This window comes from Bacillus sp. 11B20, from assembly GCF_056098985.1.
The window spans coordinates 337982-358176 of record NZ_JBLZWZ010000007.1; the positions used below are offsets into that span (position 1 = coordinate 337982).

Sequence of the window (20195 nt, forward strand, 5' to 3'; positions counted from 1 at the left end):
TCATGCCAAAAGAGATATTTATGCCGAAGCTAAGCAGTACGATGGAAGTCGGCACCTTGCTTCAATGGTTTAAAGAAGAAGGAGATTCGGTTGAAATCGGTGAGCCTCTTTTTGAAATTATGACAGACAAGATCAATATCGAAGTGGAAGCCTATGATGATGGTATTTTTCTAAAGAAATATTATGAAGCCGATGATCAAATTCCAGTCAATGCTGTCATTGGATATATCGGAGAGGCAAATGAACAGGTGCCAAGCGAACCGCCAGCACAATCAGATGAAGATTCATCCGGGAGCAGCGAATCGGCTTCATCAGACACGGCTTCATCCAGTTCTACTGAAGCCCTAAAAACACCTAATGAAAAAGTGCGTGCCACTCCTGCGGCGAGAAAAACGGCAAAGGATCATCATGTGGCGATTCATGAGGTATCTGGCACAGGACCTAAAGGCAGAGTTCAAAAGCGGGACGTCGAGGCGGCTGTCCACTCTAATGAGAAAGATCAGCGCGTGTCACCTCTAGCAGAGAAAGTGGCTGCTCGTGAAGGAATCGATTTAGCGAATGTTGCTGGATCTGGTGCGCACGGAAAAATTATGAAGAGTGATGTAACGGCAGCAGCTGCACAAACAGCTGAGTCTTCTCCAGTGAAAACACAAAAACTAGCTGGCATGAGAAAAGTGATCGCTGATCGCATGTCACAAAGTGCCTTTACAGCACCGCACGTGACATTAACAAGTGAAATCGATATGACAAAAGCAAAAGAAGTACGCAAACAGCTATTGCCAGCGATTGAAAAAGAGACAGGCTACAGACTGTCGTTCACAGAAATTATCATTCATGCGGTTAGCAATGTACTTACGCGCCACCCGCATATCAATATGACGTTTGAACAAAATGAGCTCCATTTCCATGATGATGTGCACATTGGTCTCGCTGTCGCTGTAAAAGATGGCTTAATGGTTCCAGTCATTTCTCATGCGAACCAAAAAGGATTAAAACAGCTGACAAAAGAGGCGAAAGAAATCGGCCGAAACGCACGTGACCAAAAACTGCTGCCAGACCAGCTGAAAGGGTCCACTTTTACCATTAGTAACTTAGGTATGTATGCCATTGATACCTTTACCCCGATTATCAATCAGCCAGAAGTGGCGATCTTAGGCGTTGGGCGCATTCAAGAAAAACCTGTTGTGGTAGATGGAGAAATTCAGGTGCGGCCGATGATGGGCGTTAGTTTATCGTTTGATCACCGAGTGGTAGATGGCGCACCAGCGGCTGCCTTTTTAACAGACCTTAAAAAAGTGCTTGAACAACCATTTGAATTGCTAATGTAGGAGATGAATCGGATGACGAAAACGTATGATCTGACAGTCATTGGCGGAGGGCCTGGCGGGTATACTGCCGCCCTTCAAGCAGCTGAGCGTGGACGGAAGGTCGCATTGATTGAAGAGGATTTTCTTGGCGGTACTTGTTTAAATCGGGGCTGCATTCCTTCAAAGACACTGCTCAAACATGCAGAAGTCATTGAATCAATTGAGAAGGCGAAAAGCTGGGGAATTGAAACAGGTGATTTGGTCCTTTCCTTCGATAAAATGAGAAAGCGCAAAGATGACGTCATTGAAAAGCTCAGAGGCGGAATTGCCTTTTTATTAAAGCAAGGAAAGATTGATGTATATAACGGCAGAGGTACAGCTGTGACAAGACACCAGATTGAGATTGAAAAACAAGATGGTTCAGAATTGATTGAAACGAAAGAGCTCATGATTGCCACTGGATCTTCACCCGCTATTCCGCCAATACCGGGCCTTAAAGACATTCAATTTGACACAAGTGATACGATCTTTGACATCCCAGATATTCCTGCTTCTGTCGTCATCATTGGCGGCGGTGTCATTGGACTTGAGCTGGCTTGTATCTTCCAGAGCCTTCAATCAAAAGTCACGATTATTGAAGCAGCTCCGTCCATTATTCCGCAAGAAGACGAGGAAGCATCTAAGCTGCTAGAAAGAGAATTAAAGAAAAAAGGCATCCATATCGCGAAGAAAACCACTGTGACAGAGGTAACGGAAAGCGAAGGAGTCAAAGCGGTTCATGCATCAGACGATAAAGGGGAGACGCATATCTTTACGGCTGAAAGACTGCTTGTTTGTGTAGGAAGAAGACCTGCTGTTTCTGCTGTCAGCCAGCTTGATCTTCAGCTGGATGGTCCTTTTATCAAGGTGAACGACAAGATGCAGACAAGCGTTGAAGGTGTCTATGCAGTTGGGGATGTTGCGGGCGGCTATCAACTGGCTCATGCAGCGATGGCAGAGGCCGCTGTTGCGGTCAGTAATATTTGCGGTGTGTCTGAAAAAATGAATGCTGATATCATGCCTAGATGTATTTATACATTACCAGAGGTAGCAAGTGTCGGTCTGACTGAGAAAGAGGCAAAAGCCAAAGGACTTAACGTGCGGGCAGAACGATTTGATTTAGCGGCAAGCGGTAAAGCACTAGCGGCAGGTGAGCAAACAGGCTTTATTAAATTGGTATACGATACAGCCTATGGTGAAGTGATTGGCGCGACGATGGTTGGCCCGCACGTCACAGAGATGATTTCAGAAGCTTCCTCCTTTATGTATTTAGAAGGAACAGCAGAAGAGATGGCGAAAATGATTCATCCGCATCCGACCATCTCAGAAGGTTTTTATGAAGCAGCACTTGATATCGTGAGTAAGCTGAGAAAATAATGGCCAAACAAGGGATAGGGAGGAGATACGTGTGCACGTCCAGCTTCATCAGAAAGCGGCACTTGTGACAGGTAGCACAGATGGATTTGGAGAAGCCATCTGCCTGGCTTTAGCCCGGGCAGGTGCACATGTTTTTTTACACACGTTTCATGATGAATCAAAGGCTAAAACCATTCGTGAAGACATTCAAAAAATGGGCGGTCAAGCGAGTATTATTCAGAACCCGCTGGAAACGCCGCATGATGCGACACGGATGCTGAGGCAAGTGATTGATACATGCGGTAAACTGGATATTCTGGTCAATCAAGCAGAGCAAGGAGCAGGCGCAGAGCTTGATGACGTGAGCCCTGATGGGTGGGTAGATGAAGTGGAATCGGCTGTGAATACCGTCTTTCTTTCCAGTCAGGCTGCCGTATGGCATATGGTTGATCAGAAGCAAGGCTGCATCATTAATATATCGTCATCAGGCAGTATCACAGGAGATGGCGGGATCTCGCATGCTACATCGAATTCTATGCTGAATGCCATGACAAAAGGGTTAGCAAGAGAATTTAAAGACAAAGGCATTCGGGTGCTTGCGCTGCTGCCGCCTCCTCTCCATTTGGTTCCTGATACAGAGCAAATCAAGGAGACTGTGGCCCATATGACGGTGTTCCTCAGTACATCCTATGGTGCATTTACAGATGGCGTGGCGATTATGCTTGATGGGGGTGAGAGCGCTGGCTAATGATCAAAAACCAGTTCTCATCGTTGGCGGAGCACAAGGGATCGGAAAAGAAATAGCTGAGCGTTTTTTAAAAGAAGGACAGCCGGTTGCTGTGTCAGATATAGATGAAATGGGACTTTCGCTCTTAAAGACACAGTATCCTCAGCTGCTGATATTTCAAGCTGACGTTTCATCGTGGGAAAGTGTTCAGCAAATGATATCAGCAGCTGAAAGGGAGCTGGGCGGTATTGCTCATCTTGTGTATTCAGCAGGAATGACAAAATCACTACCTTTTTTAGAAGTCGATTTTTCACTTTGGAAAAAGACACTGGCTGTGAACTTATATGGTCTTTACTATTGCATCAAAGCGTTGGCACCCTATATGTGTGAGCGGCAGGAAGGCAGTGTTGTCATTATTGGATCGGGATCGGCCATCACCGGCTCAGGCGGCGGTATTCAATATTATGCATCAAAAGCAGGTGCTTTTGGATTGATGCGATCGCTCGTAAAGGAACTAGGCTCCCATCATATACGCATCAATGTGATTGCTCCCCGCGTGATTGAATCTCAAATGCTTGATACACTCTATCCAACTGTTGAGGAGAAACGGCAGTTGCAATCACTCATTCCAATCGGAAGGTTAGGAAAACCTGAGGATATCGCAGGACTCACTTTATTTCTCACACGTGATGAAGGGAGTTATTTGCACGGACAAATTATCCTGTTAGACGGTGGGAGAACATATCAGCCGAAATATACTGAGGGAAAAAGAGCGGAGAGTTAATCGCTCTTTTTTTCATTTTCATAACAATTGTTCCAATTGGAAACGAATGTTTGATATACTGGTAATCATAGTATATTAAAAGGATGATGTCACATGCTGAATTGGGAAGAAAGACGACAGCTCGTCAAAGTTGCTCATCTTTATTATACAGACGGGTGGACGCAGCAAGAAATTGCAAAAAAGCTCAATGTCTCAAGACCAGTCATTTCAAAGCTCTTACAAAAAGCAAAAGATGTGGGAATCGTTGAAGTGTACATTAAAGACGAAAGCATTCATACAGTGGAACTTGAGAAGCAGCTGGAAACAACCTTTCAATTAACAGATGCGGTCGTTGTCCCAAGTGTTGGGACAATGTCCGAGATGGTGAAGCGGGCAGTCGGTCAAGCAGGCGCCTATTATTTGTCTAAAAACATGAAAAATGCGGAGAAAATCGGTATTTCATGGGGGACGACGCTTGCTGAGCTTGTCAAAGAATATCCGTTTGAACGAAGAAACGATGTGAAGGTCATTCCTTTAGAGGGCGGAATGGGCAGGCAGGCAGTCGATATTCATGCCAATCAGCTGGCATATGAGCTGGCAAAGAAAATGAACGGCACGTGTTCCTATTTATATGCCCCTGCGATTTTAGAAACAGAAGAATTAAAAGAACGGCTAATGGCGATGCAGGACATAGAAGCTGTGCTTGAAGAAGGCAGAAATGTGGATATTGCCCTCATCGGTATTGGCAACCCGCATAAAGGGTCGACTTTAAAAACAGTCGGTTATTTAAAAGAAGAGGATTTATCTGGTTTAAGGCAATCAGGGGCTGTTGGTGATATTGGTTTTCGTTTCTTTGATGGAGCAGGAAAACCTGTCCAAGATGAACTGAATCAAAAGGTCATAGGCTTATCGCTGGAACAATTAAAGAGCGTCAAAACGGTCATCGCTGTTGTAGAAGGAACCCATAAAGCTGAAAGTATTTTAGGGGCTTTAAATGGTGGGTTCATCCAAGTACTGGTGACAGACGAACTAACGGCGGCAGCCATTTTAAAGGAAGCATCCGTGCAATAAAAGGCTTGCAGCGTTCGAATGGTATAACAAGAGCAACATCAAACGAGAAAGGAGCTGTGTATCTTGAAGAAAACCGAAATGGAAGCAAACCTACATTGTACTCGGTGCCAAGAAGAGACCCTCCACAGCATCGTTTATGTGAATGATCAGATGAAAAGCGTTGAGTGTACAGAGTGTCATCAAAAGATCAGTGTGCAAGTCGACATCATGAAGGAATTTTACAAAGAAGTATATGAAAAAATAGCGACAAAGCCAAAGCGGATCACGCAGGAATATAAGTCGAACCTGAATGGATTTATCTCAAGGCTCCCAATCCGCGTGCTTAGTAAGCCATACCGGCTCATGAGATATTTAAACGAATCATACAAAGTAATCAAACAATATAAAAAATGAAGCAGAGCACTGATTAGTGCTCTGCTTTATTTTGTGTTTTTTTCATATAATAATAAATAGGCAGTCCAGCCATCCCGATCAGCATGGAGATCAGGCAGCTTTTCCAATCGGTGATCATGGTGCTGATTAAGACGAATAATGAACCGATAATCGCAATGATTGGTGTCAGCGGGTAAAGTGGTACACTGTACGCACGCTTCATTCCGCTGTTTTGTTTTCTCAGCTTAAAGACGGCGAAAAAGGCCATGACATAAAAGATGTAAATCATGAAAATCGATACTTCAGAGAGCTTCTCGGGATTACTGACGATCATAAACACAATGGCGATCAAAATTTGCACAAATACAGCGATCCAAGGTGTTTTAAACGTTGGGTGAATACGGGAAATCGCGTTGGCGAAAGGAATCTGCTTTCGTTCTGCCATTGCAAAAATCACACGTGGGAATGAAAGAACCTTTCCGTTCAAACAGCCAAAGATGCTGATGATGATCCCAATACTAATGATTTTCCCGCCAATTGGTCCAAAGAGCATGGTAGCAGCAGTGCTCGTCGCATTTTCACCTAGCTGGACGATTTGATCAGCTGGGAGCACGTGCAAAAGTGCGACATTAATAAAGAGATAACAAGCCGTCACAATTAAAATTCCGCCTGCCATCGCGCGAGGAAGCAGTTTCTCAGGGTTTTTCATTTCTCCACCAAGCGCAGCAAGTAAAATCCAGCCATCATAAGCAAATAACGTAGCCAAAATCGCTGCACCGAAGTTCATTTGAGCGATGCTATCGTTGACAGCCATGAAGATGTTTTCGTTACCTTTCCATATGCCAAACACAATAATAGCGGCAATTGGGACAAGCTTTCCAATAGTGGTCAGCCCCTGAACAAATCCGCCGTATTTTGTTCCCATGATGTTGATGATACATAAAAATAAAACGGTGATAATGCCGATCGTTGTAGACCATAAAGTCGAAAGCGAAAATAAATTGGCTAATAATGAACCAAAATAAAGACCAAGTGCACCAATGATGGCGGGTCCGTAAATAATAATCTGCACCCAGCCGCATAAGTAGCCCCAAAATTCACCATACACTTCTTCAAGATAGGCGTATAAACCGCCGGTTCTCGGGATTTGTGTACCAATTTCAGCGACAGTCAGTCCGCCTGCAAGGGTTAAGATTCCACCTAACAGCCAAGCGAATAATGCGATGTCTGAGCTCCCTGAATAGGAAAGGACGTTGCCTGGCTTCATAAAGACGCCTGACCCGATAATGGTCCCGATGACAAGAGATAGGGCGAAAAATAAGCCGATGTCTTGTTTTAACGCTGGTTGTTCTTTGTTCATTACACACGACCTCCTGCATCACTTTCGTACGTTACTGTGACATGTATTTTGTTCATTGTAATACGATTTTAGGAAAACAAGAATTAAAAAAATTTTCTGATTTTCGTATTTGTGATTGAAAGTGTTCGTTTATTGGAGATATTAGGGTGAATGTTGTGTTAAAAACGAACGATGAAAGAATATTTTCGATTTAATGTTAATTTAATGGCCGGAAACCGAACATCCAGTAAACGTACAGTCAAATGGTTGACTTTTCTTGAAAAATGAACTATTTTATTCATAAGGATATTATCTCGAATTCGAGATAATTTAAAATAGGAGTGAAAATAATGAAAATCAATGGGATTCACCACGTATCTGCGTTAACAGCCAATGCTCAGAAGAATGTTGATTTCTATCGCCAAATTCTTGGCTTGAAACTTGTAAAGAAAACAGTCAATCAAGATGACCCGTCTATGTATCACTTGTTTTATGGAGATGAGGTTGCCTCACCAGGAACAGAGCTTACATTCTTTGAGATTCCAATGCTTGCCCGCCGTTTGGAAGGGACAAATGCGATCACAAGCACAGGCCTTCTCGTTTCTTCTGAAGAGGCACTCACGTTTTGGGAAAAGCGGTTTGAAGATAAAGGCGTACAGCAAGAAACAGCTTCCTTGAGAGGCGGAAGACCTGCCTTGCGTTTTAAAGATCCAGAAGGGCAGCAGCTGTTTTTAACAGTAGAACCGAACGCACAAGAAGAAGGCTCACCGCCAGTGCATGACGATATCCCTGCAGAGTATGCGATTAGAGGTTTAGGTCCAGTTGAATTAACTGTTGCAGAAGCTGATAAGACGATCCGTGTTTTAACAGACATCCTTGGTTTCACCGAAAGAGCACGTGAACAATCAAATGATGGTGAGATCGTGACCATTTTTGAGTCAGGAAATGGCGGTGCTGGAACAGAAATTCATGTGATTGAAAAAACAGAAGGGCCTTCTGAACGTTCCGGCAGAGGAAGTGTGCATCATGTCGCATTCCGCGTGAAGGATGCAGAAGAGCTTGAAAAATGGTATGAAAAAATATCAAAAGCAGGCTTTACGAACTCTGGTGTTGTAGAACGCTTTTACTTTAAAGCTCTTTACTTTAGAGAGCCAAATGGTATTTTATTTGAAATTTCAACAGATGGTCCTGGGTTTACAGTTGATGAAGGGGTGGATGTACTTGGCGATCAATTAGCCCTTCCGCCATTCCTAGAGCATAAACGAGCAGAAATTGAACAAAGATTAACGCCAATTCAATCGTCATAAAAAAACAGCTCATAACTGAGCTGTTTTTTCATTAGGAACTGACCTGCTTAGATTCAGATTGTGTTAATGTGACCTGCTTCGTTTCTTGTTTTCCGTTTCGAATGAGGGTGATGCTCACGGTGTCTCCTACTTTTGCATTCGTGTATAGCTCGTGACGTAATTCGCTGCCAGTTTTGATTTGTTTTCCATTGATGGCGGTAATGACATCCTCTGACTTTAAGCCTGCTTTGGCGGCAGGTGAGCCAGCGGCGATTTCTTTGACATACACGCCTTGATCGAGCTGACTGCTTTTAAGTCCGAGTGTTTCTTTCTGATACACATCTGGAACTTGTTCGAGATCCAGCATACTGATGCCGATATATGGACGTTCAATTTTTCCTTTTGCGAGAAGCTGATCAGCGATTGGTTTGACATCATTGATTGGCAGCGCGAACCCAATGCCTTCCACACCTGTTTCAGAGATTTTCATACTCGTGATCCCCACAACCTTTCCGTCTGTCGTCAGAAGCGGGCCGCCGCTGTTACCTGGATTAATGGCTGCATCTGTTTGAATGACATTAATGCTGCTTTCGCCTGCTGATGTGTTCATAGAGACTGTTCGGTCGACACCGCTGACAATTCCTTGTGTCACCGTTCTTGAAAGGTCTTCACCAAGCGGGTTTCCGATTGCGATGACAGTTTCTCCAGCACGCAGTGAGGAGGAATTGCCTAATGCCGCCACCTTCGTCACATGACTGCTGCTAATTTCCACAACAGCTAGGTCAGTGAGCGGATCAGCTCCGACCAGTTTTCCTTCAATGGTTTTGCCATCGTGTAAGGATACGGTGAGTTTGTTTGCCCCTTCAATGACGTGGTTGTTTGTTAAGATATAGGCTTTATTGCCTGATTTTTTGAAAATCACTCCTGAGCCTGTACCGGTTTTTTCCTCTTGACTGCTTTTGTTTTGCTGTGATTCATCGAAAGGGTTACTGAAATCGCCAAAGCTCGTGTCTGTTTGAGTTTGTGCTTGGTAGTTTGTAATGCCCACAATTGCTGGTGATACATTTTCGACCATGCTGGAAATGCTGTTTGATGAATTTGATGTTTGGACGGCTGTTGTTTTTGACGAATTCGTGTGATTTGTCGATACTGCTTCTGTTTTCGCTGCCGAATCATTTGCAGTGCTGTCTGATGAATGCTGAGCATACGGTGTAAGAACGTAGACACCTAACGCTAATATACCGCCCACAACACCGCTGACGAATGGTTTAAACCAGCCATTTGGCTTCTTCTGTTTTTGAGGTTGTTCAATAGTTTGTTTGTCATCTTTGTGAGTCATCCGAATCACTCTCTTTCATTTATTTTTTCATGTATGTGTTCAAGGTGTTTTACCGTATGTGGTGGTGACTGATTTTATCGTAAGAAAAAAGTGTGGGATAAAAATGAAAACATTGTGGGAAATTGTTAAAATAAGTAGTGAATCTTAGCAAATAGAGGAGTTTAAACTGTGGAGACAATCGGAATTATTGGATATGGAAGTATGGCTGATATGATGGTGCAAAAGTGGCTGGAAAATGGGGTACTAGATGCTCATCAAATCATGATCCATACAAGAAGTGAAACGGAACGCCTGCATCAGCTTCAAGAAAAGCACCAAGAAATCAGCATTTGCTCATTAGACGAACTTTCTGCGTCATGTGATATATTGTTTGTCTGCGTGCCGCCGCTTGCTGTACTAGATGTTCTAGATCAGCTGCCATCTAAAGCGAAAGCGGTACATATTGTGTCAGTAGCAGCAGCTGTGACATTAGAAAAGTTACAAGCACATACAACACAGCCAGTGTCTAGATACATCCCAACACTCACGTCAGCTGTTGGCACAGGCGTATCCCTTGTTGCGCATGGTGCAACCGCAGGGCGTGAGAACAAAGAACGTTTACACCGTCTGCTTTCAGCTTTTAGCATCGTCAGGGAGGTAGAGGAAGACCGGTTTGATGCGGCAAGCAATTTGACAAGCTCATCTCCTGGTTTTATTGCTGCTCTGTTTGAAGAAATGGCGAAAGCGGCTGTGAGAAATAGTGATCTTTCCTTAGAGGAAGCGAATGAGTTTTTAACGTATGCCCTTTTAGGGACAGGCCAGATCCTTGTAGAACGAGGTCTCACCTTTGCTGAAACTGTCGATAGAGTGGCGACAAAAGGGGGAATTACAGGAGAAGGCGCTGAGGTCATTCAACAGCAGGCACCTCAGATGTTTGATGATTTATTTACACAAACCATGAAGAAATATGAACAGCTGAAATCGCAGATTAATGAAGCGGATAAACACCACTAAAGACATAGTTAGTGGTGTTTTATTTGTTAAAAAAATCCTTTCTGAAATAGCCTTTTGACCTGTATTATCTGAGTCTAAATTCCTTATTTTCAGACATTGTATTGAAAAATCAATCAAGTTCTCATATAATTTTTTAGAAAATTTAGAAAAATATACACAAATTTTATGTTTAATTAAAGGGGGATGGGAATGAAGCTCTATCTATCTGTCGATATGGAGGGAATTACTGGTCTAGCTGATCATACATTTGTTGATTCACGCCAGCATAACTATGAGCGGGGCAGACGCATTATGACAGGTGAAGTGAATGCCTGTGTAGAGGCGCTTATTCAGCATGGTGCCACCGACATTTTGGTGAATGACAGTCATTCTAAAATGAATAATCTTTTGATCGAAGAACTGCATGAAGAGGCAGTTCTCATATCAGGTGATGTAAAGCCTTATTCAATGGTGCAAGGGTTGGATCAAACCTATGATGCCGCTGTTTTTTTAGGCTATCATGCAAGAGCATCAATGAAAGGTGTGATGTCGCACAGTATGATTTTTGGGGTCAGACATTTTTACATAAATGATCATCCAATTGGTGAAATGGGCTTTAATGCGTATGTTGCAGGCTACTATGGTGTTCCAGTGATTCTTGTTTGCGGGGATGATCAAGCAGCACTAGAGGCAGAAAAGCTGATGCCTGGTGTGAAAACAGTAGCGGTGAAAGAGACCATCTCAAGATCTGCTGTGAAATGCTTACCCCCTGCCAAAGTCAATAAACAAATCTCGCAGCAAGTGGAAGCCGCGATGAAACAGATTGATCAAATGAAGCCGCTGACGCCTCCTAATCAGCCGCTGCTTAAGATTGAGTTTGCCAACTATGGACAAGCTGAATGGGCGAATTTAATGCCGGGTACTGCCATCATAGAAGGAACAACAATGGTGACGTACCAAGCAGAGAATATATTAGAAGCCTATCAAGCGATGCTTGTCATGACAGAGCTTGCCGCACGTACAACATTTTGTTAAGCGAGGGGGAGACAGTAGATGGCCAGCTTTTTGCTCAAGCGTTTTATTGCGATGATTGCCACGATCTTAACGATTACGACTTTAACGTTTATTTTAATGAAGGTCATCCCAGGATCGCCTTTCAATGAAGAACGAAATACAAACGAAACCGTCCAGCGAAACCTCGAAAGCTACTATCACTTAGACGAACCACTCTATGTTCAATATGTCATCTATTTAAAATCCATTGTTACCTTTGATTTTGGTCCTTCCATTAAAAAGCCTTCTGAAAGTGTCAATGATCTATTGGCGAGAGGCTTCCCAGTCTCATTAGAACTTGGTCTTATCTCAATATTGATTGCTGTCATCTCTGGCATTCTGCTAGGGGTCATGGCTGCCCTCCGGCATAATGGTTTGATTGATTACATCGCTATGACCATTGCTGTTTTCGGTATATCCATTCCAAACTTTATCTTTGCTACCTTATTAATTCAGCAGCTTGCTGTCAATTTGAAGCTCTTTCCTACAGCGATGTGGACAAGTCCAATGCATATGGTGCTGCCTACAATCGCCCTTGCTGTCGGGCCAATGGCCATTATCGCCAGGTTAACGAGATCGAGCATGATTGAAGTGCTGTCGCAAGACTATATCCGTACTGCCAAAGCAAAAGGACTTTCTCCCTTAAAAATTGTATTTAAGCATGCGCTTCGGAATGCACTTTTACCCGTTGTGACCATTCTTGGAACACTTGTCGCAAGTATTTTAACAGGAAGTTTTGTCATTGAAAAAATATTTGCCATTCCTGGAATGGGAAAATACTTTGTCGAGAGCATTAACAATCGTGATTATCCTGTCATCATGGGAACCACTGTTTTTTACAGCATTATTTTAATCACACTTCTCTTCATTGTCGATGTGGCGTATCGTCTCCTTGATCCAAGGATTCAGCTGCATCAGAAAGGAGGAAAGGCATGAGTATACACCTTCAGCATGATCCACCGAACAGGCATCCTGAAGTCCCGGACGAATGGTTTTCTCCTCGAGAGCAAAAGAAAACGGAAGCCCATGCCATTAAAAGACCCTCTCTTTCCTATTGGGCTGATACATGGAGGCGGCTGAAGCAAAATAAGCTTGCGATGTTTAGTCTATCGGTCCTGATTTTTCTTTTTGTCATGGCAATCTTAGGCCCATTGCTTGCGCCAAACAGTGTGACAGAGCAGCGTCTTTCGATGCAAAATCTGCCGCCCTCTGCTGCTCACTGGTTCGGAACAGATGAGCTTGGGCGAGATGTGTTTACACGTACTTGGTACGGAGCACGCATTTCGTTATTTGTGGGTGTCATGGCAGCCCTGATTGATTTTGCCATCGGTGTGATTTATGGGGGCATAGCCGGCTATAAAGGCGGACGCTATGACCATATCATGATGCGGATTGTCGAGGTGCTCTACGGACTTCCTTATTTACTTGTCGTCATTTTATTGATGGTGCTCATGGGACCAGGGCTTGTCACCATTATTGTAGCGCTCACTGTCACCGGATGGATTGGAATGGCAAGAATTGTGAGAGGTCAGGTTCTTCAGCTGAAAGGCCAGGAATATGTCCTTGCCTCCAAAACCTTTGGTGCCAAAAGCCTGCGGATCATTCGCCGCAACCTTCTGCCGAATACGATGGGGCCGATTATCGTCCAGATGACCCTCACTGTGCCGACCGCGATATTTGCTGAAGCGTTCCTTAGCTTTCTCGGTTTAGGTATTCAAGCGCCGTTTGCAAGCTGGGGCGTGATGGCCAATGATGCTTTGCCGACTGTGCTGTCAGACAATGGACATTGGTGGCGTTTATTTTTCCCGGCATTTTTTATTTCACTCACGATGTTTTGCTTTAACAATTTAGGTGATGGCTTGCAAGATGCGCTTGATCCAAAGATGAAGAGGTGATGGTGCTGTGAAAAAAGTTCTGCAAATTATCGATCTGCACGTCAGCTTTCGAACATACGGCGGTTCAGTTCAAGCAGTACGCGGAGTGAATGTCGATGTTTATGAAAAAGAAACCTTAGCCATTGTAGGAGAATCAGGCTGCGGAAAAAGTGTGACATCACAAAGTATTATGAGGCTTCTGCCTGCATACAGCGCGCATGTTGATCAGGGAGAAATCTGGTTTCAAGACCGCAACTTGCTGTCATTATCTGAAAAAGAAATGCGCGCCATACGAGGTGTCGATATCTCGATGATCTTCCAAGATCCGATGACGGCACTCAACCCAACCTTGACAATAGGAGATCAGCTGATGGAAGCAGCGAAGGAACATCAAAAGCTGACGAAAAAAGAAGTGAAAGAAGCCGCCGTACAGATGCTTGATTTGGTTGGTATTCCGCAGCCGAAGGAGAGGTTAAAGCAATACCCGCACCAATTCAGCGGAGGAATGAGGCAACGGCTCATGATTGCAATGGCACTGATTTGTGAGCCAAAGGTGCTGATCGCAGATGAACCGACGACCGCGCTGGACGTGACCATACAGGCACAAATTTTAGAGCTGTTTAAAGAGATTCAGAGGAAAACAGGTGTCACCATTATTTTAATCACACACGACTTAGGGGTCGTAGCCCAAGTTGCCGACCGAGTAGCAGTCATGTACGGAGGGAAAATGGTTGAAGTCGGAACAAGACGAGATATTTTTTACAGTCCGCAGCATCCTTATACTAAAGGGCTCCTGCAATCCGTTCCAAGACTTGATATGAAAGATGAACTGATTCCGATCGAAGGAAGCCCGCCTGATTTATTTGCGCCGCCAAAGGGCTGTCCGTATACCGATCGCTGCCCGGTGGCCATGAAAGTGTGTGATCATATCATGCCGCATGAAACGCGGCGATCACCTACTCATACAGTGCATTGCTGGCTCCAGGATGAGCGAGCGAACCAAGCGATGTTATCTTCAACACAAAGGGGGAGTTTTTGATGAGAAAAAAAGGGTGGATCATCAGTGTTTGTTTGTTCATCATCATGCTGCTCGCAGGATGTACAGCGAATGAGCAAGCAGGTAAAGGATCATCAAGTAGTAAAGGTGAAAAGAAAATATTAACCTTAAATAACGAAAACGAACCGACGTCATTTGACCCGCCGATTGGTTTTAATAATGTATCGTGGCAAGGGCTGAATAACTTAATGGAAGGATTAACGAGACTGAATGAAAAGCACGAACCATCTCCTGCAATGGCTGAAAAATGGGAGATTTCAGAGGATGGAAAAACGTACACGTTTCATTTAAGAGATGGTATCAAGTGGTCGAATGGTGATCCAGTGAAAGCGAGTGACTTTGAATATGCGTGGAAGCGTCTGCTCGATCCGAAAACAGGCTCCTCTGCATCGTTCTTAGCTTACATGATTGAAGGCGGAGAGGCATTTAACAGCGGAAAGGGAAAGAAAGAGGACGTAAAAGTCAGTGCTGAAAATGACAAAACGCTAAAAGTCACACTGGCATACCCGCAGAAGTCATTCTTAAATATGACCGCAAACCCTGCCTTTTTCCCTGTCAATGAGAAGGTAGCTGAGAAGGACCCAAACTGGGCAAAGGATGCCAAAACCTTTGTTGGGAATGGACCGTTTCAGCTGACAGAATGGAAGCATGATGAGAGCTTCACTATGGAAAAAAGTGAGACGTATTGGGACAAAAAATCAGTTAAGCTGGATCAGGTAAAGTGGCTGATGATCAGTGATCGCAACACTGATTATCAAATGTATCAATCGGGAGATTTAGATACTGCCTTCGTCCCAGCAGAACAAAGTGAAAATTTGCTGAAAAATAAAGATGTGCACATTGAAGATCAGGCAGGACTGTTCTTTTATCGTCTGAATGTGAACATGGAACCTTTTCAAAATAAGAACATTCGCAAAGCCTTTCAAATGGCGATCAATCCGCAAGATATCGTGGATTATGTAACGAAGAATAAAGAGAAGCCTGCCCGCGCCTTCGTTTCACCGGGAATTCTAGATTCAAAGGGTGAAGATTTCAGAGAAGCTGGCGGCGATCTTGTCAAACAAGATACGAGTGAAGCTGCGAAGCTATTAGAAAAAGGGCTGAAAGAAGAGAACTATTCGAAGCTGCCGCCCGTCACATTAACATATAGTACAAAGCCTGAGAACAAGAAAAAAGCTGAAGCCATCCAGCAGCAATTAAAAGAAGCGCTGGGTGTAGACGTGAAGCTTGCGAACATGGAAGCCAATGTATTTGCAGAAGATCAAAAGGCACTGAAATTCCAATTCTCGCAAAGTTCATTTTTAGCAGACTATGCAGATCCGATCAATTTCCTCGAGAGCTTTCAAACAGGGAATGCGATGAACCGGACGGGATGGTCAAACGACACCTATGATCAGCTGATTAAAAAGGCGAGCCAGGAAGCAGATGAACAAAAGAGAAACAGCATCCTTCATGAGGCAGAGGCACTTCTCATGGAAGAAGCACCGATCATTCCAATTCATTTTTATAACCAAGTCCATTTACAAAAAGAGGGCGTAAAGGGGATTGTCCGCCATCCTGTTGGGTATATCGATTTGAAATGGGCACAAGTAGATGGAGAGTAGTAAATGAGAAACACGGACGCTTTGGAAAAAAGCGTCTGTTCCTTTATTCGTTCATGTTATGGAGAAGATGCCCATAGATTGAAAGAAACAAAGAGAAAGAGGGGATTGGCATGAACCAGCTGCCAGCAGCGCTTCAAACAGGGGATACGGTGGGGATTATTGCACCAGCAAGCCCGCCTGATGAATTGAAATTAGCAAAAGGAATTGCCTTTTTAGAAAGCCTCGGGCTGAAGGTGAAAAAAGGGAAGTATCTCGATTCTCGGTACGGGTATTTAGCGGGGCGTGATCATGAAAGAGTGGAAGATCTTCATGACATGTTTCAAGATCCAGAAGTCAAAGCAGTTATTTGTGCCTGCGGAGGGTACGGAACTGGAAGACTTGCGGAAGCCATTGACTATGATCTCATTCGCCGGAATCCGAAAATCTTTTGGGGTTATAGTGACATTACGTTTTTACATACGGCCATCCAGCAGCAGACCGGCCTTGTGACCTTTCATGGTCCAATGCTTTCCTCTGATGTAGGACTTGAAGAGGTTCATCCGTATACGAAGGATACCTTTTTGCAGCTGTTTGCCCCGAAGGCCTTTACGTATACGCACCACTTGTCACCTCTTCATACCTTCTACCCCGGCACTGCTTCAGGTGACATCATAGGAGGGAATCTTGCCCTCATCGTGACAACACTTGGTACACCTTTTGAAATTGATACGAAGGGAAAGCTGTTGTTCATTGAAGATATTGACGAAGAGCCGTATAAAATCGATCGCATGATGCAGCACCTCACCTCTGCTGGAAAACTGGATGATGCGGCAGGATTCATCATTGGAGATTTTCATCAATGTGAACCAAAAAAGAAAGACCAGTCCTTAACCTTGGAACAGCTGTGGGAAACCTATATTGTGCCGCAAAAGAAACCTGCACTCGGCGGCTTTCGGATCGGTCATTCATCACCGAACTTTGCCATTCCAATGGGCGTGCAGGCTGCACTAGATGCGGAGGGGAAAAAACTGCACATTTCTCCAGGCGTTGCTGCGAAAGAGGCGATCAAATGAAAATCGTGGATGTTCATACATGCAGAACGAGTGTACCGCTAAAAAAGCCTTTTAAAACCGCTTTAAGAACGGTGTATGACGCAGCATCTCTAATCGTCATCATCACATATGATCAAGGTGACGTCAGCTACGGAGAGGCAGTTCCCACGGCGGTGATTACAGGAGAAACGCTGGAAAGCATCGACTATGCTATCTGTGAAGTGATCAGACCCATTTTGCTCGGGGCTTCCTTGGCAGAGTATGAACAAATCTTTTCTGCTATGAACCGTGTGCTCGCAAGCAACACAAGCGCAAAGGCTGCAATCGATATGGCCATTTATGATGGGTTAGCAAAGCAGGCAGGACTTCCGCTTTATCAATATCTTGGCGGATATCGTCATCAGCTCGAAACCGACTATACGGTCAGTGTAAACCGTCCGCTCGAGATGGCAGAAGATGCGAAACAATACGCAGCCGAAGGCTTTCAGACGTTAAAGGTGAAAGTGGGGAAAGATGACATACACACGGATATTCAGCGGATCAAGCGGATTCGAGAAAAAGTCGGACCGGACATTCAGATCAGGCTCGACGCAAACCAAGGATGGACGTGGAAGGAAGCGATCACAGCCATTCGAAAAATGGAAGCACTGAATATTGAATTAGTAGAACAGCCAGTGCCGAAAGAAGATATCGAAGGTCTGCGCCGTGTGACAGAAGCAACTGATACATTGATTATGGCAGACGAAAGCATTTTTAGTTTTCATGATGCAATCAAAGTGCTTGAAACGAGAAGCTGTGATCTGATCAATTTAAAACTAATGAAATCGGGCGGCATAAAAGAAGCACTAAAAATCAATGCCCTAGCTGAAGCATACGGTGTTCAGTGCATGGTTGGCAGTATGATTGAGTCAAAGCTTGGCATTACAGCAGCGGCACATTTCGCCGCAAGTCAGCCGAATATCACCCGCTGCGATTTTGATGCGCCGCTTATGCTGAAAGAAGACATGATAGACGGAGGAATCGTGTACAAAGGAAAAGACATATTTTTACCGCTCGATCATGGGTTAGGGATTCAAGGGGTGAAAGGAGTCTCGTGATGATATATGAATCAAAGGTTCCAGTCGCTAACGTATGGACAGCGCCGCAGTCTCCGAGAGAAATCGATCGAAATGTACTTCAGGACTCCATCAACATCAAAGAGTGGATTGACCAGCAAACATATGAAGAAAAGTTGGCTTTATGTGAAGAAAATTTGATTCAATCTCAAGTACTGCTCGGCGGGCGAGTGATTGGATTAGAAGAGGCAGATGGCTGGATGAAAGTTGTCATACCGCAGCAGGCCAGCCGGAAACATCCGCAAGGCTATCCAGGCTATATACCTGTTGAGCAATTAAACCAAGTAACAGAGGGAAGTGCGTCAGCAGCATCTCTGATTGTTTGTCAGAAAAAAGCCACGCTCTATCAAAACGGGGAACCCGATATGGAGATTAGTTTTTTAACAGAGCTGGCAGCAGCCAAAGAAACAGATGATCAATTTTATGTTGTCACCCCAGTAGGAATAAGAGAAATCAACAAAGCGGATGTACGCCCAGTTTCACATGCTTACTCTTTGACCGGCATAGATGTCGTAGACACAGGAAAACAATTTATTGGACTTTCGTATTTATGGGGAGGCATGAGCAGCTTTGGCTATGATTGTTCAGGCTTTGCTTACAGCATGTACAAAGCGTGCGGATATCTTTTGCCGAGAGACGCAAGTGACCAAGCAGTTCAAGGAACGCCGGTGACATCAAGCCATTTAGAACCAGGTGACTTGTTGTTTTTTGCAAATGAAAACGGAAAGGGAGCGGTCCGCCATGTAGGGATCTACGCTGGGGACGGGAAGATGCTTCATTCGCCTAAAACCGGCAGACAAATTGAACTGCTCTCCCTTTCTGGCACTTCATATGAAAAGGAATGGGCAGGTGCAAGGCGGTATTTACCAAGCGAGAGGAGGAGCGGTCATGACAGTTGAACCACTTTTACAAGTAAACAACCTCAAAAAACATTTTCACCTATCAAAAGGGAGAACGTTAAAAGCGCTGGATGGTGTCTCTTTTCAGCTGAAACAAGGTGAAACCTTTGGTCTCGTTGGTGAATCTGGCTGCGGCAAATCCACACTTGGGAAAGTGCTCATGCGTCTTTATGAACCAACAGATGGTGAAGCCTTATATGAAGGGAAAAGTCTTCACCGCCTTTCTAAAAAAGAATCATTTGATTTCAACCGGCAAATGCAAATGGTCTTTCAAGATCCGTATTCCTCCTTAAATCCGAGACTGTCAGTAAAAGATATTATGCTGGAGCCAATGGAGATTCATCAGCTTTATGGCAGTCAAAAGAAAAGGATTGCCCGCGTAAAAGAACTGCTCGAAGCGGTAGGGTTAAGCTATGATTTTGCCACCCGCTATCCGCACGAATTTAGCGGAGGACAGAGGCAGAGAATCGGCATTGCAAGAGCACTTGCCTTAGCGCCAAAGTTTATTGTGGCAGATGAGCCGATTTCTGCATTAGACGTCTCCGTTCAAGCGCAGGTCGTGAATCTGCTGAAGAAACTGCAAAAAGAGGAAGGATTAACTTTTCTTTTTATTGCACATGACTTGTCGATGGTGAAATATATTAGCGACCGAATCGGTGTCATGTATTTAGGCCATCTCGTTGAATTGACGACGAGTGATGCATTATATCAAACACCGCTTCACCCATATACACAAGCCTTGCTGTCTGCCATCCCCATTCCAGATCCTGACGTAGAGGACAAGCGCAAAAGGTTTATTTTAAAAGGAGAAATTCCAAGTCCAGTGAACCCGCCAAGCGGCTGTGTATTTCGAACAAGATGTCCTGCCGCGATGGATGTGTGTGCTGAAAAAAAGCCAGTATTACAAGCAGTGGAAGAAGGACATGAAGTCGCCTGTCATTTATATAATAGAAAATAGGACAAGCCAGATAAAAAGCCAGCAAGTAGACAA

19 protein-coding genes are annotated in these 20195 nt (G+C 44.3%); 17 read left to right on the forward strand and 2 right to left on the reverse strand.

Going from position 1 to position 20195, the window contains the following annotated elements:
• The first annotated feature begins 2 nt into the window (after window positions 1–2).
• From ACN6NB_RS05955 to ACN6NB_RS05980, 6 genes are all read left to right on the forward strand, one after another.
• Window positions 3–1328, forward strand: a complete 1326-nt coding sequence (locus tag ACN6NB_RS05955; RefSeq protein ID WP_144491146.1) for a dihydrolipoamide acetyltransferase family protein — start codon at window positions 3–5, stop codon at window positions 1326–1328.
• A 12-nt stretch (window positions 1329–1340) separates the two neighbouring features.
• A complete protein-coding gene (gene lpdA, locus ACN6NB_RS05960) occupies window positions 1341–2723 on the forward strand; it encodes a dihydrolipoyl dehydrogenase (RefSeq protein ID WP_058838937.1) in 1383 nt (460 codons plus the stop codon).
• Window positions 2724–2754: 31 nt separating this feature from the next.
• Window positions 2755–3450, forward strand: a complete 696-nt coding sequence (locus tag ACN6NB_RS05965; RefSeq protein WP_075611291.1) for an SDR family NAD(P)-dependent oxidoreductase — start codon at window positions 2755–2757, stop codon at window positions 3448–3450.
• Window positions 3428–4213, forward strand: coding sequence for an SDR family NAD(P)-dependent oxidoreductase (locus ACN6NB_RS05970; RefSeq protein WP_144491299.1), 786 nt, complete (start codon window positions 3428–3430; stop codon window positions 4211–4213). The genes ACN6NB_RS05965 and ACN6NB_RS05970 overlap by 23 nt, the downstream gene beginning before the upstream one ends.
• Window positions 4214–4306: 93 nt before the next feature.
• Window positions 4307–5263: a sugar-binding transcriptional regulator gene (locus ACN6NB_RS05975; RefSeq protein WP_058838940.1), complete on the forward strand. Its 957-nt coding sequence runs from the start codon at window positions 4307–4309 to the stop codon at window positions 5261–5263.
• Between the two features lie 63 nt (window positions 5264–5326).
• On the forward strand, window positions 5327–5656 hold the full coding sequence (locus ACN6NB_RS05980) for a hypothetical protein (protein WP_024426788.1): 330 nt from the start codon (window positions 5327–5329) through the stop codon (window positions 5654–5656).
• 13 nt (window positions 5657–5669) lie between these two features.
• Here ACN6NB_RS05980 and ACN6NB_RS05985 read toward each other — a convergent pair whose 3' ends face one another.
• On the reverse strand, window positions 5670–6995 hold the full coding sequence (locus tag ACN6NB_RS05985) for an APC family permease (protein WP_039177966.1): 1326 nt from the start codon (window positions 6993–6995) through the stop codon (window positions 5670–5672).
• Between the two features lie 329 nt (window positions 6996–7324).
• On the opposite strand from ACN6NB_RS05985, the gene ACN6NB_RS05990 reads away from it, so the two are divergent.
• Entirely contained in the window at window positions 7325–8281 is a 957-nt protein-coding gene (locus tag ACN6NB_RS05990) for a ring-cleaving dioxygenase (RefSeq protein WP_047203045.1), read from the forward strand.
• Between the two features lie 31 nt (window positions 8282–8312).
• Here ACN6NB_RS05990 and ACN6NB_RS05995 read toward each other — a convergent pair whose 3' ends face one another.
• Window positions 8313–9599 (reverse strand): S1C family serine protease, encoded by a 1287-nt coding sequence (locus ACN6NB_RS05995; RefSeq protein WP_144491147.1) that lies wholly within the window; start codon window positions 9597–9599, stop codon window positions 8313–8315.
• A 168-nt stretch (window positions 9600–9767) separates the two neighbouring features.
• Between ACN6NB_RS05995 and proG the strand changes: the two genes are divergently transcribed.
• The 10 genes from proG to ACN6NB_RS06045 all read left to right on the forward strand — a co-directional run bounded on the left by proG (window position 9768) and on the right by ACN6NB_RS06045 (window position 20162).
• The gene (gene proG / locus ACN6NB_RS06000) at window positions 9768–10592 is read left to right on the forward strand and encodes a pyrroline-5-carboxylate reductase ProG (protein ID WP_144491148.1); all 825 of its coding nucleotides are present in this window, start codon (window positions 9768–9770) and stop codon (window positions 10590–10592) included.
• 189 nt (window positions 10593–10781) lie between these two features.
• Window positions 10782–11606, forward strand: a complete 825-nt coding sequence (locus ACN6NB_RS06005; RefSeq protein ID WP_064498348.1) for a M55 family metallopeptidase — start codon at window positions 10782–10784, stop codon at window positions 11604–11606.
• An 18-nt stretch (window positions 11607–11624) separates the two neighbouring features.
• Entirely contained in the window at window positions 11625–12560 is a 936-nt protein-coding gene (locus ACN6NB_RS06010; RefSeq protein WP_039177974.1) for an ABC transporter permease, read from the forward strand.
• Entirely contained in the window at window positions 12557–13519 is a 963-nt protein-coding gene (locus ACN6NB_RS06015; RefSeq protein WP_058838943.1) for an ABC transporter permease, read from the forward strand. The genes ACN6NB_RS06010 and ACN6NB_RS06015 overlap by 4 nt, the downstream gene beginning before the upstream one ends.
• Window positions 13520–13526: 7 nt before the next feature.
• Entirely contained in the window at window positions 13527–14537 is a 1011-nt protein-coding gene (locus ACN6NB_RS06020; RefSeq protein ID WP_064498349.1) for an ABC transporter ATP-binding protein, read from the forward strand.
• Complete coding sequence (locus tag ACN6NB_RS06025) at window positions 14537–16159, forward strand: peptide ABC transporter substrate-binding protein (RefSeq protein WP_099663192.1); 1623 nt, start codon at window positions 14537–14539, stop codon at window positions 16157–16159. Before ACN6NB_RS06020 ends, ACN6NB_RS06025 begins: the two co-directional genes overlap by 1 nt.
• A 110-nt stretch (window positions 16160–16269) precedes the next feature.
• On the forward strand, window positions 16270–17211 hold the full coding sequence (locus tag ACN6NB_RS06030) for a S66 peptidase family protein (protein ID WP_144516366.1): 942 nt from the start codon (window positions 16270–16272) through the stop codon (window positions 17209–17211).
• The gene (locus tag ACN6NB_RS06035) at window positions 17208–18287 is read left to right on the forward strand and encodes a dipeptide epimerase (RefSeq protein WP_058838946.1); all 1080 of its coding nucleotides are present in this window, start codon (window positions 17208–17210) and stop codon (window positions 18285–18287) included. The genes ACN6NB_RS06030 and ACN6NB_RS06035 overlap by 4 nt, the downstream gene beginning before the upstream one ends.
• The gene (locus ACN6NB_RS06040) at window positions 18287–19204 is read left to right on the forward strand and encodes a C40 family peptidase (protein ID WP_474253272.1); all 918 of its coding nucleotides are present in this window, start codon (window positions 18287–18289) and stop codon (window positions 19202–19204) included. Before ACN6NB_RS06035 ends, ACN6NB_RS06040 begins: the two co-directional genes overlap by 1 nt.
• A complete protein-coding gene (locus tag ACN6NB_RS06045) occupies window positions 19194–20162 on the forward strand; it encodes an ABC transporter ATP-binding protein (RefSeq protein ID WP_064498353.1) in 969 nt (322 codons plus the stop codon). The genes ACN6NB_RS06040 and ACN6NB_RS06045 overlap by 11 nt, the downstream gene beginning before the upstream one ends.
• Window positions 20163–20195 lie beyond the last annotated feature (33 nt).

What these genes read in the sequence shown, in the direction of transcription:
- ACN6NB_RS05955 (WP_144491146.1), top strand. Translation starts at nt 3, where the DNA reads ATGCCAAAAGAGATATTTATGCCGAAGCTAAGCAGTACGATGGAAGTC.
- lpdA (WP_058838937.1), top strand. Translation starts at nt 1,341, where the DNA reads ATGACGAAAACGTATGATCTGACAGTCATTGGCGGAGGGCCTGGCGGG.
- ACN6NB_RS05970 (WP_144491299.1), top strand. Translation starts at nt 3,428, where the DNA reads ATGGGGGTGAGAGCGCTGGCTAATGATCAAAAACCAGTTCTCATCGTT.
- ACN6NB_RS05975 (WP_058838940.1), top strand. Translation starts at nt 4,307, where the DNA reads ATGCTGAATTGGGAAGAAAGACGACAGCTCGTCAAAGTTGCTCATCTT.
- ACN6NB_RS05985 (WP_039177966.1), bottom strand. Translation starts at nt 6,995, where the DNA reads ATGAACAAAGAACAACCAGCGTTAAAACAAGACATCGGCTTATTTTTC.
- ACN6NB_RS05990 (WP_047203045.1), top strand. Translation starts at nt 7,325, where the DNA reads ATGAAAATCAATGGGATTCACCACGTATCTGCGTTAACAGCCAATGCT.
- ACN6NB_RS05995 (WP_144491147.1), bottom strand. Translation starts at nt 9,599, where the DNA reads ATGACTCACAAAGATGACAAACAAACTATTGAACAACCTCAAAAACAG.
- ACN6NB_RS06005 (WP_064498348.1), top strand. Translation starts at nt 10,782, where the DNA reads ATGAAGCTCTATCTATCTGTCGATATGGAGGGAATTACTGGTCTAGCT.
- ACN6NB_RS06010 (WP_039177974.1), top strand. Translation starts at nt 11,625, where the DNA reads ATGGCCAGCTTTTTGCTCAAGCGTTTTATTGCGATGATTGCCACGATC.
- ACN6NB_RS06015 (WP_058838943.1), top strand. Translation starts at nt 12,557, where the DNA reads ATGAGTATACACCTTCAGCATGATCCACCGAACAGGCATCCTGAAGTC.
- ACN6NB_RS06025 (WP_099663192.1), top strand. Translation starts at nt 14,537, where the DNA reads ATGAGAAAAAAAGGGTGGATCATCAGTGTTTGTTTGTTCATCATCATG.
- ACN6NB_RS06030 (WP_144516366.1), top strand. Translation starts at nt 16,270, where the DNA reads ATGAACCAGCTGCCAGCAGCGCTTCAAACAGGGGATACGGTGGGGATT.
- ACN6NB_RS06035 (WP_058838946.1), top strand. Translation starts at nt 17,208, where the DNA reads ATGAAAATCGTGGATGTTCATACATGCAGAACGAGTGTACCGCTAAAA.
- ACN6NB_RS06040 (WP_474253272.1), top strand. Translation starts at nt 18,287, where the DNA reads ATGATATATGAATCAAAGGTTCCAGTCGCTAACGTATGGACAGCGCCG.
- ACN6NB_RS06045 (WP_064498353.1), top strand. Translation starts at nt 19,194, where the DNA reads ATGACAGTTGAACCACTTTTACAAGTAAACAACCTCAAAAAACATTTT.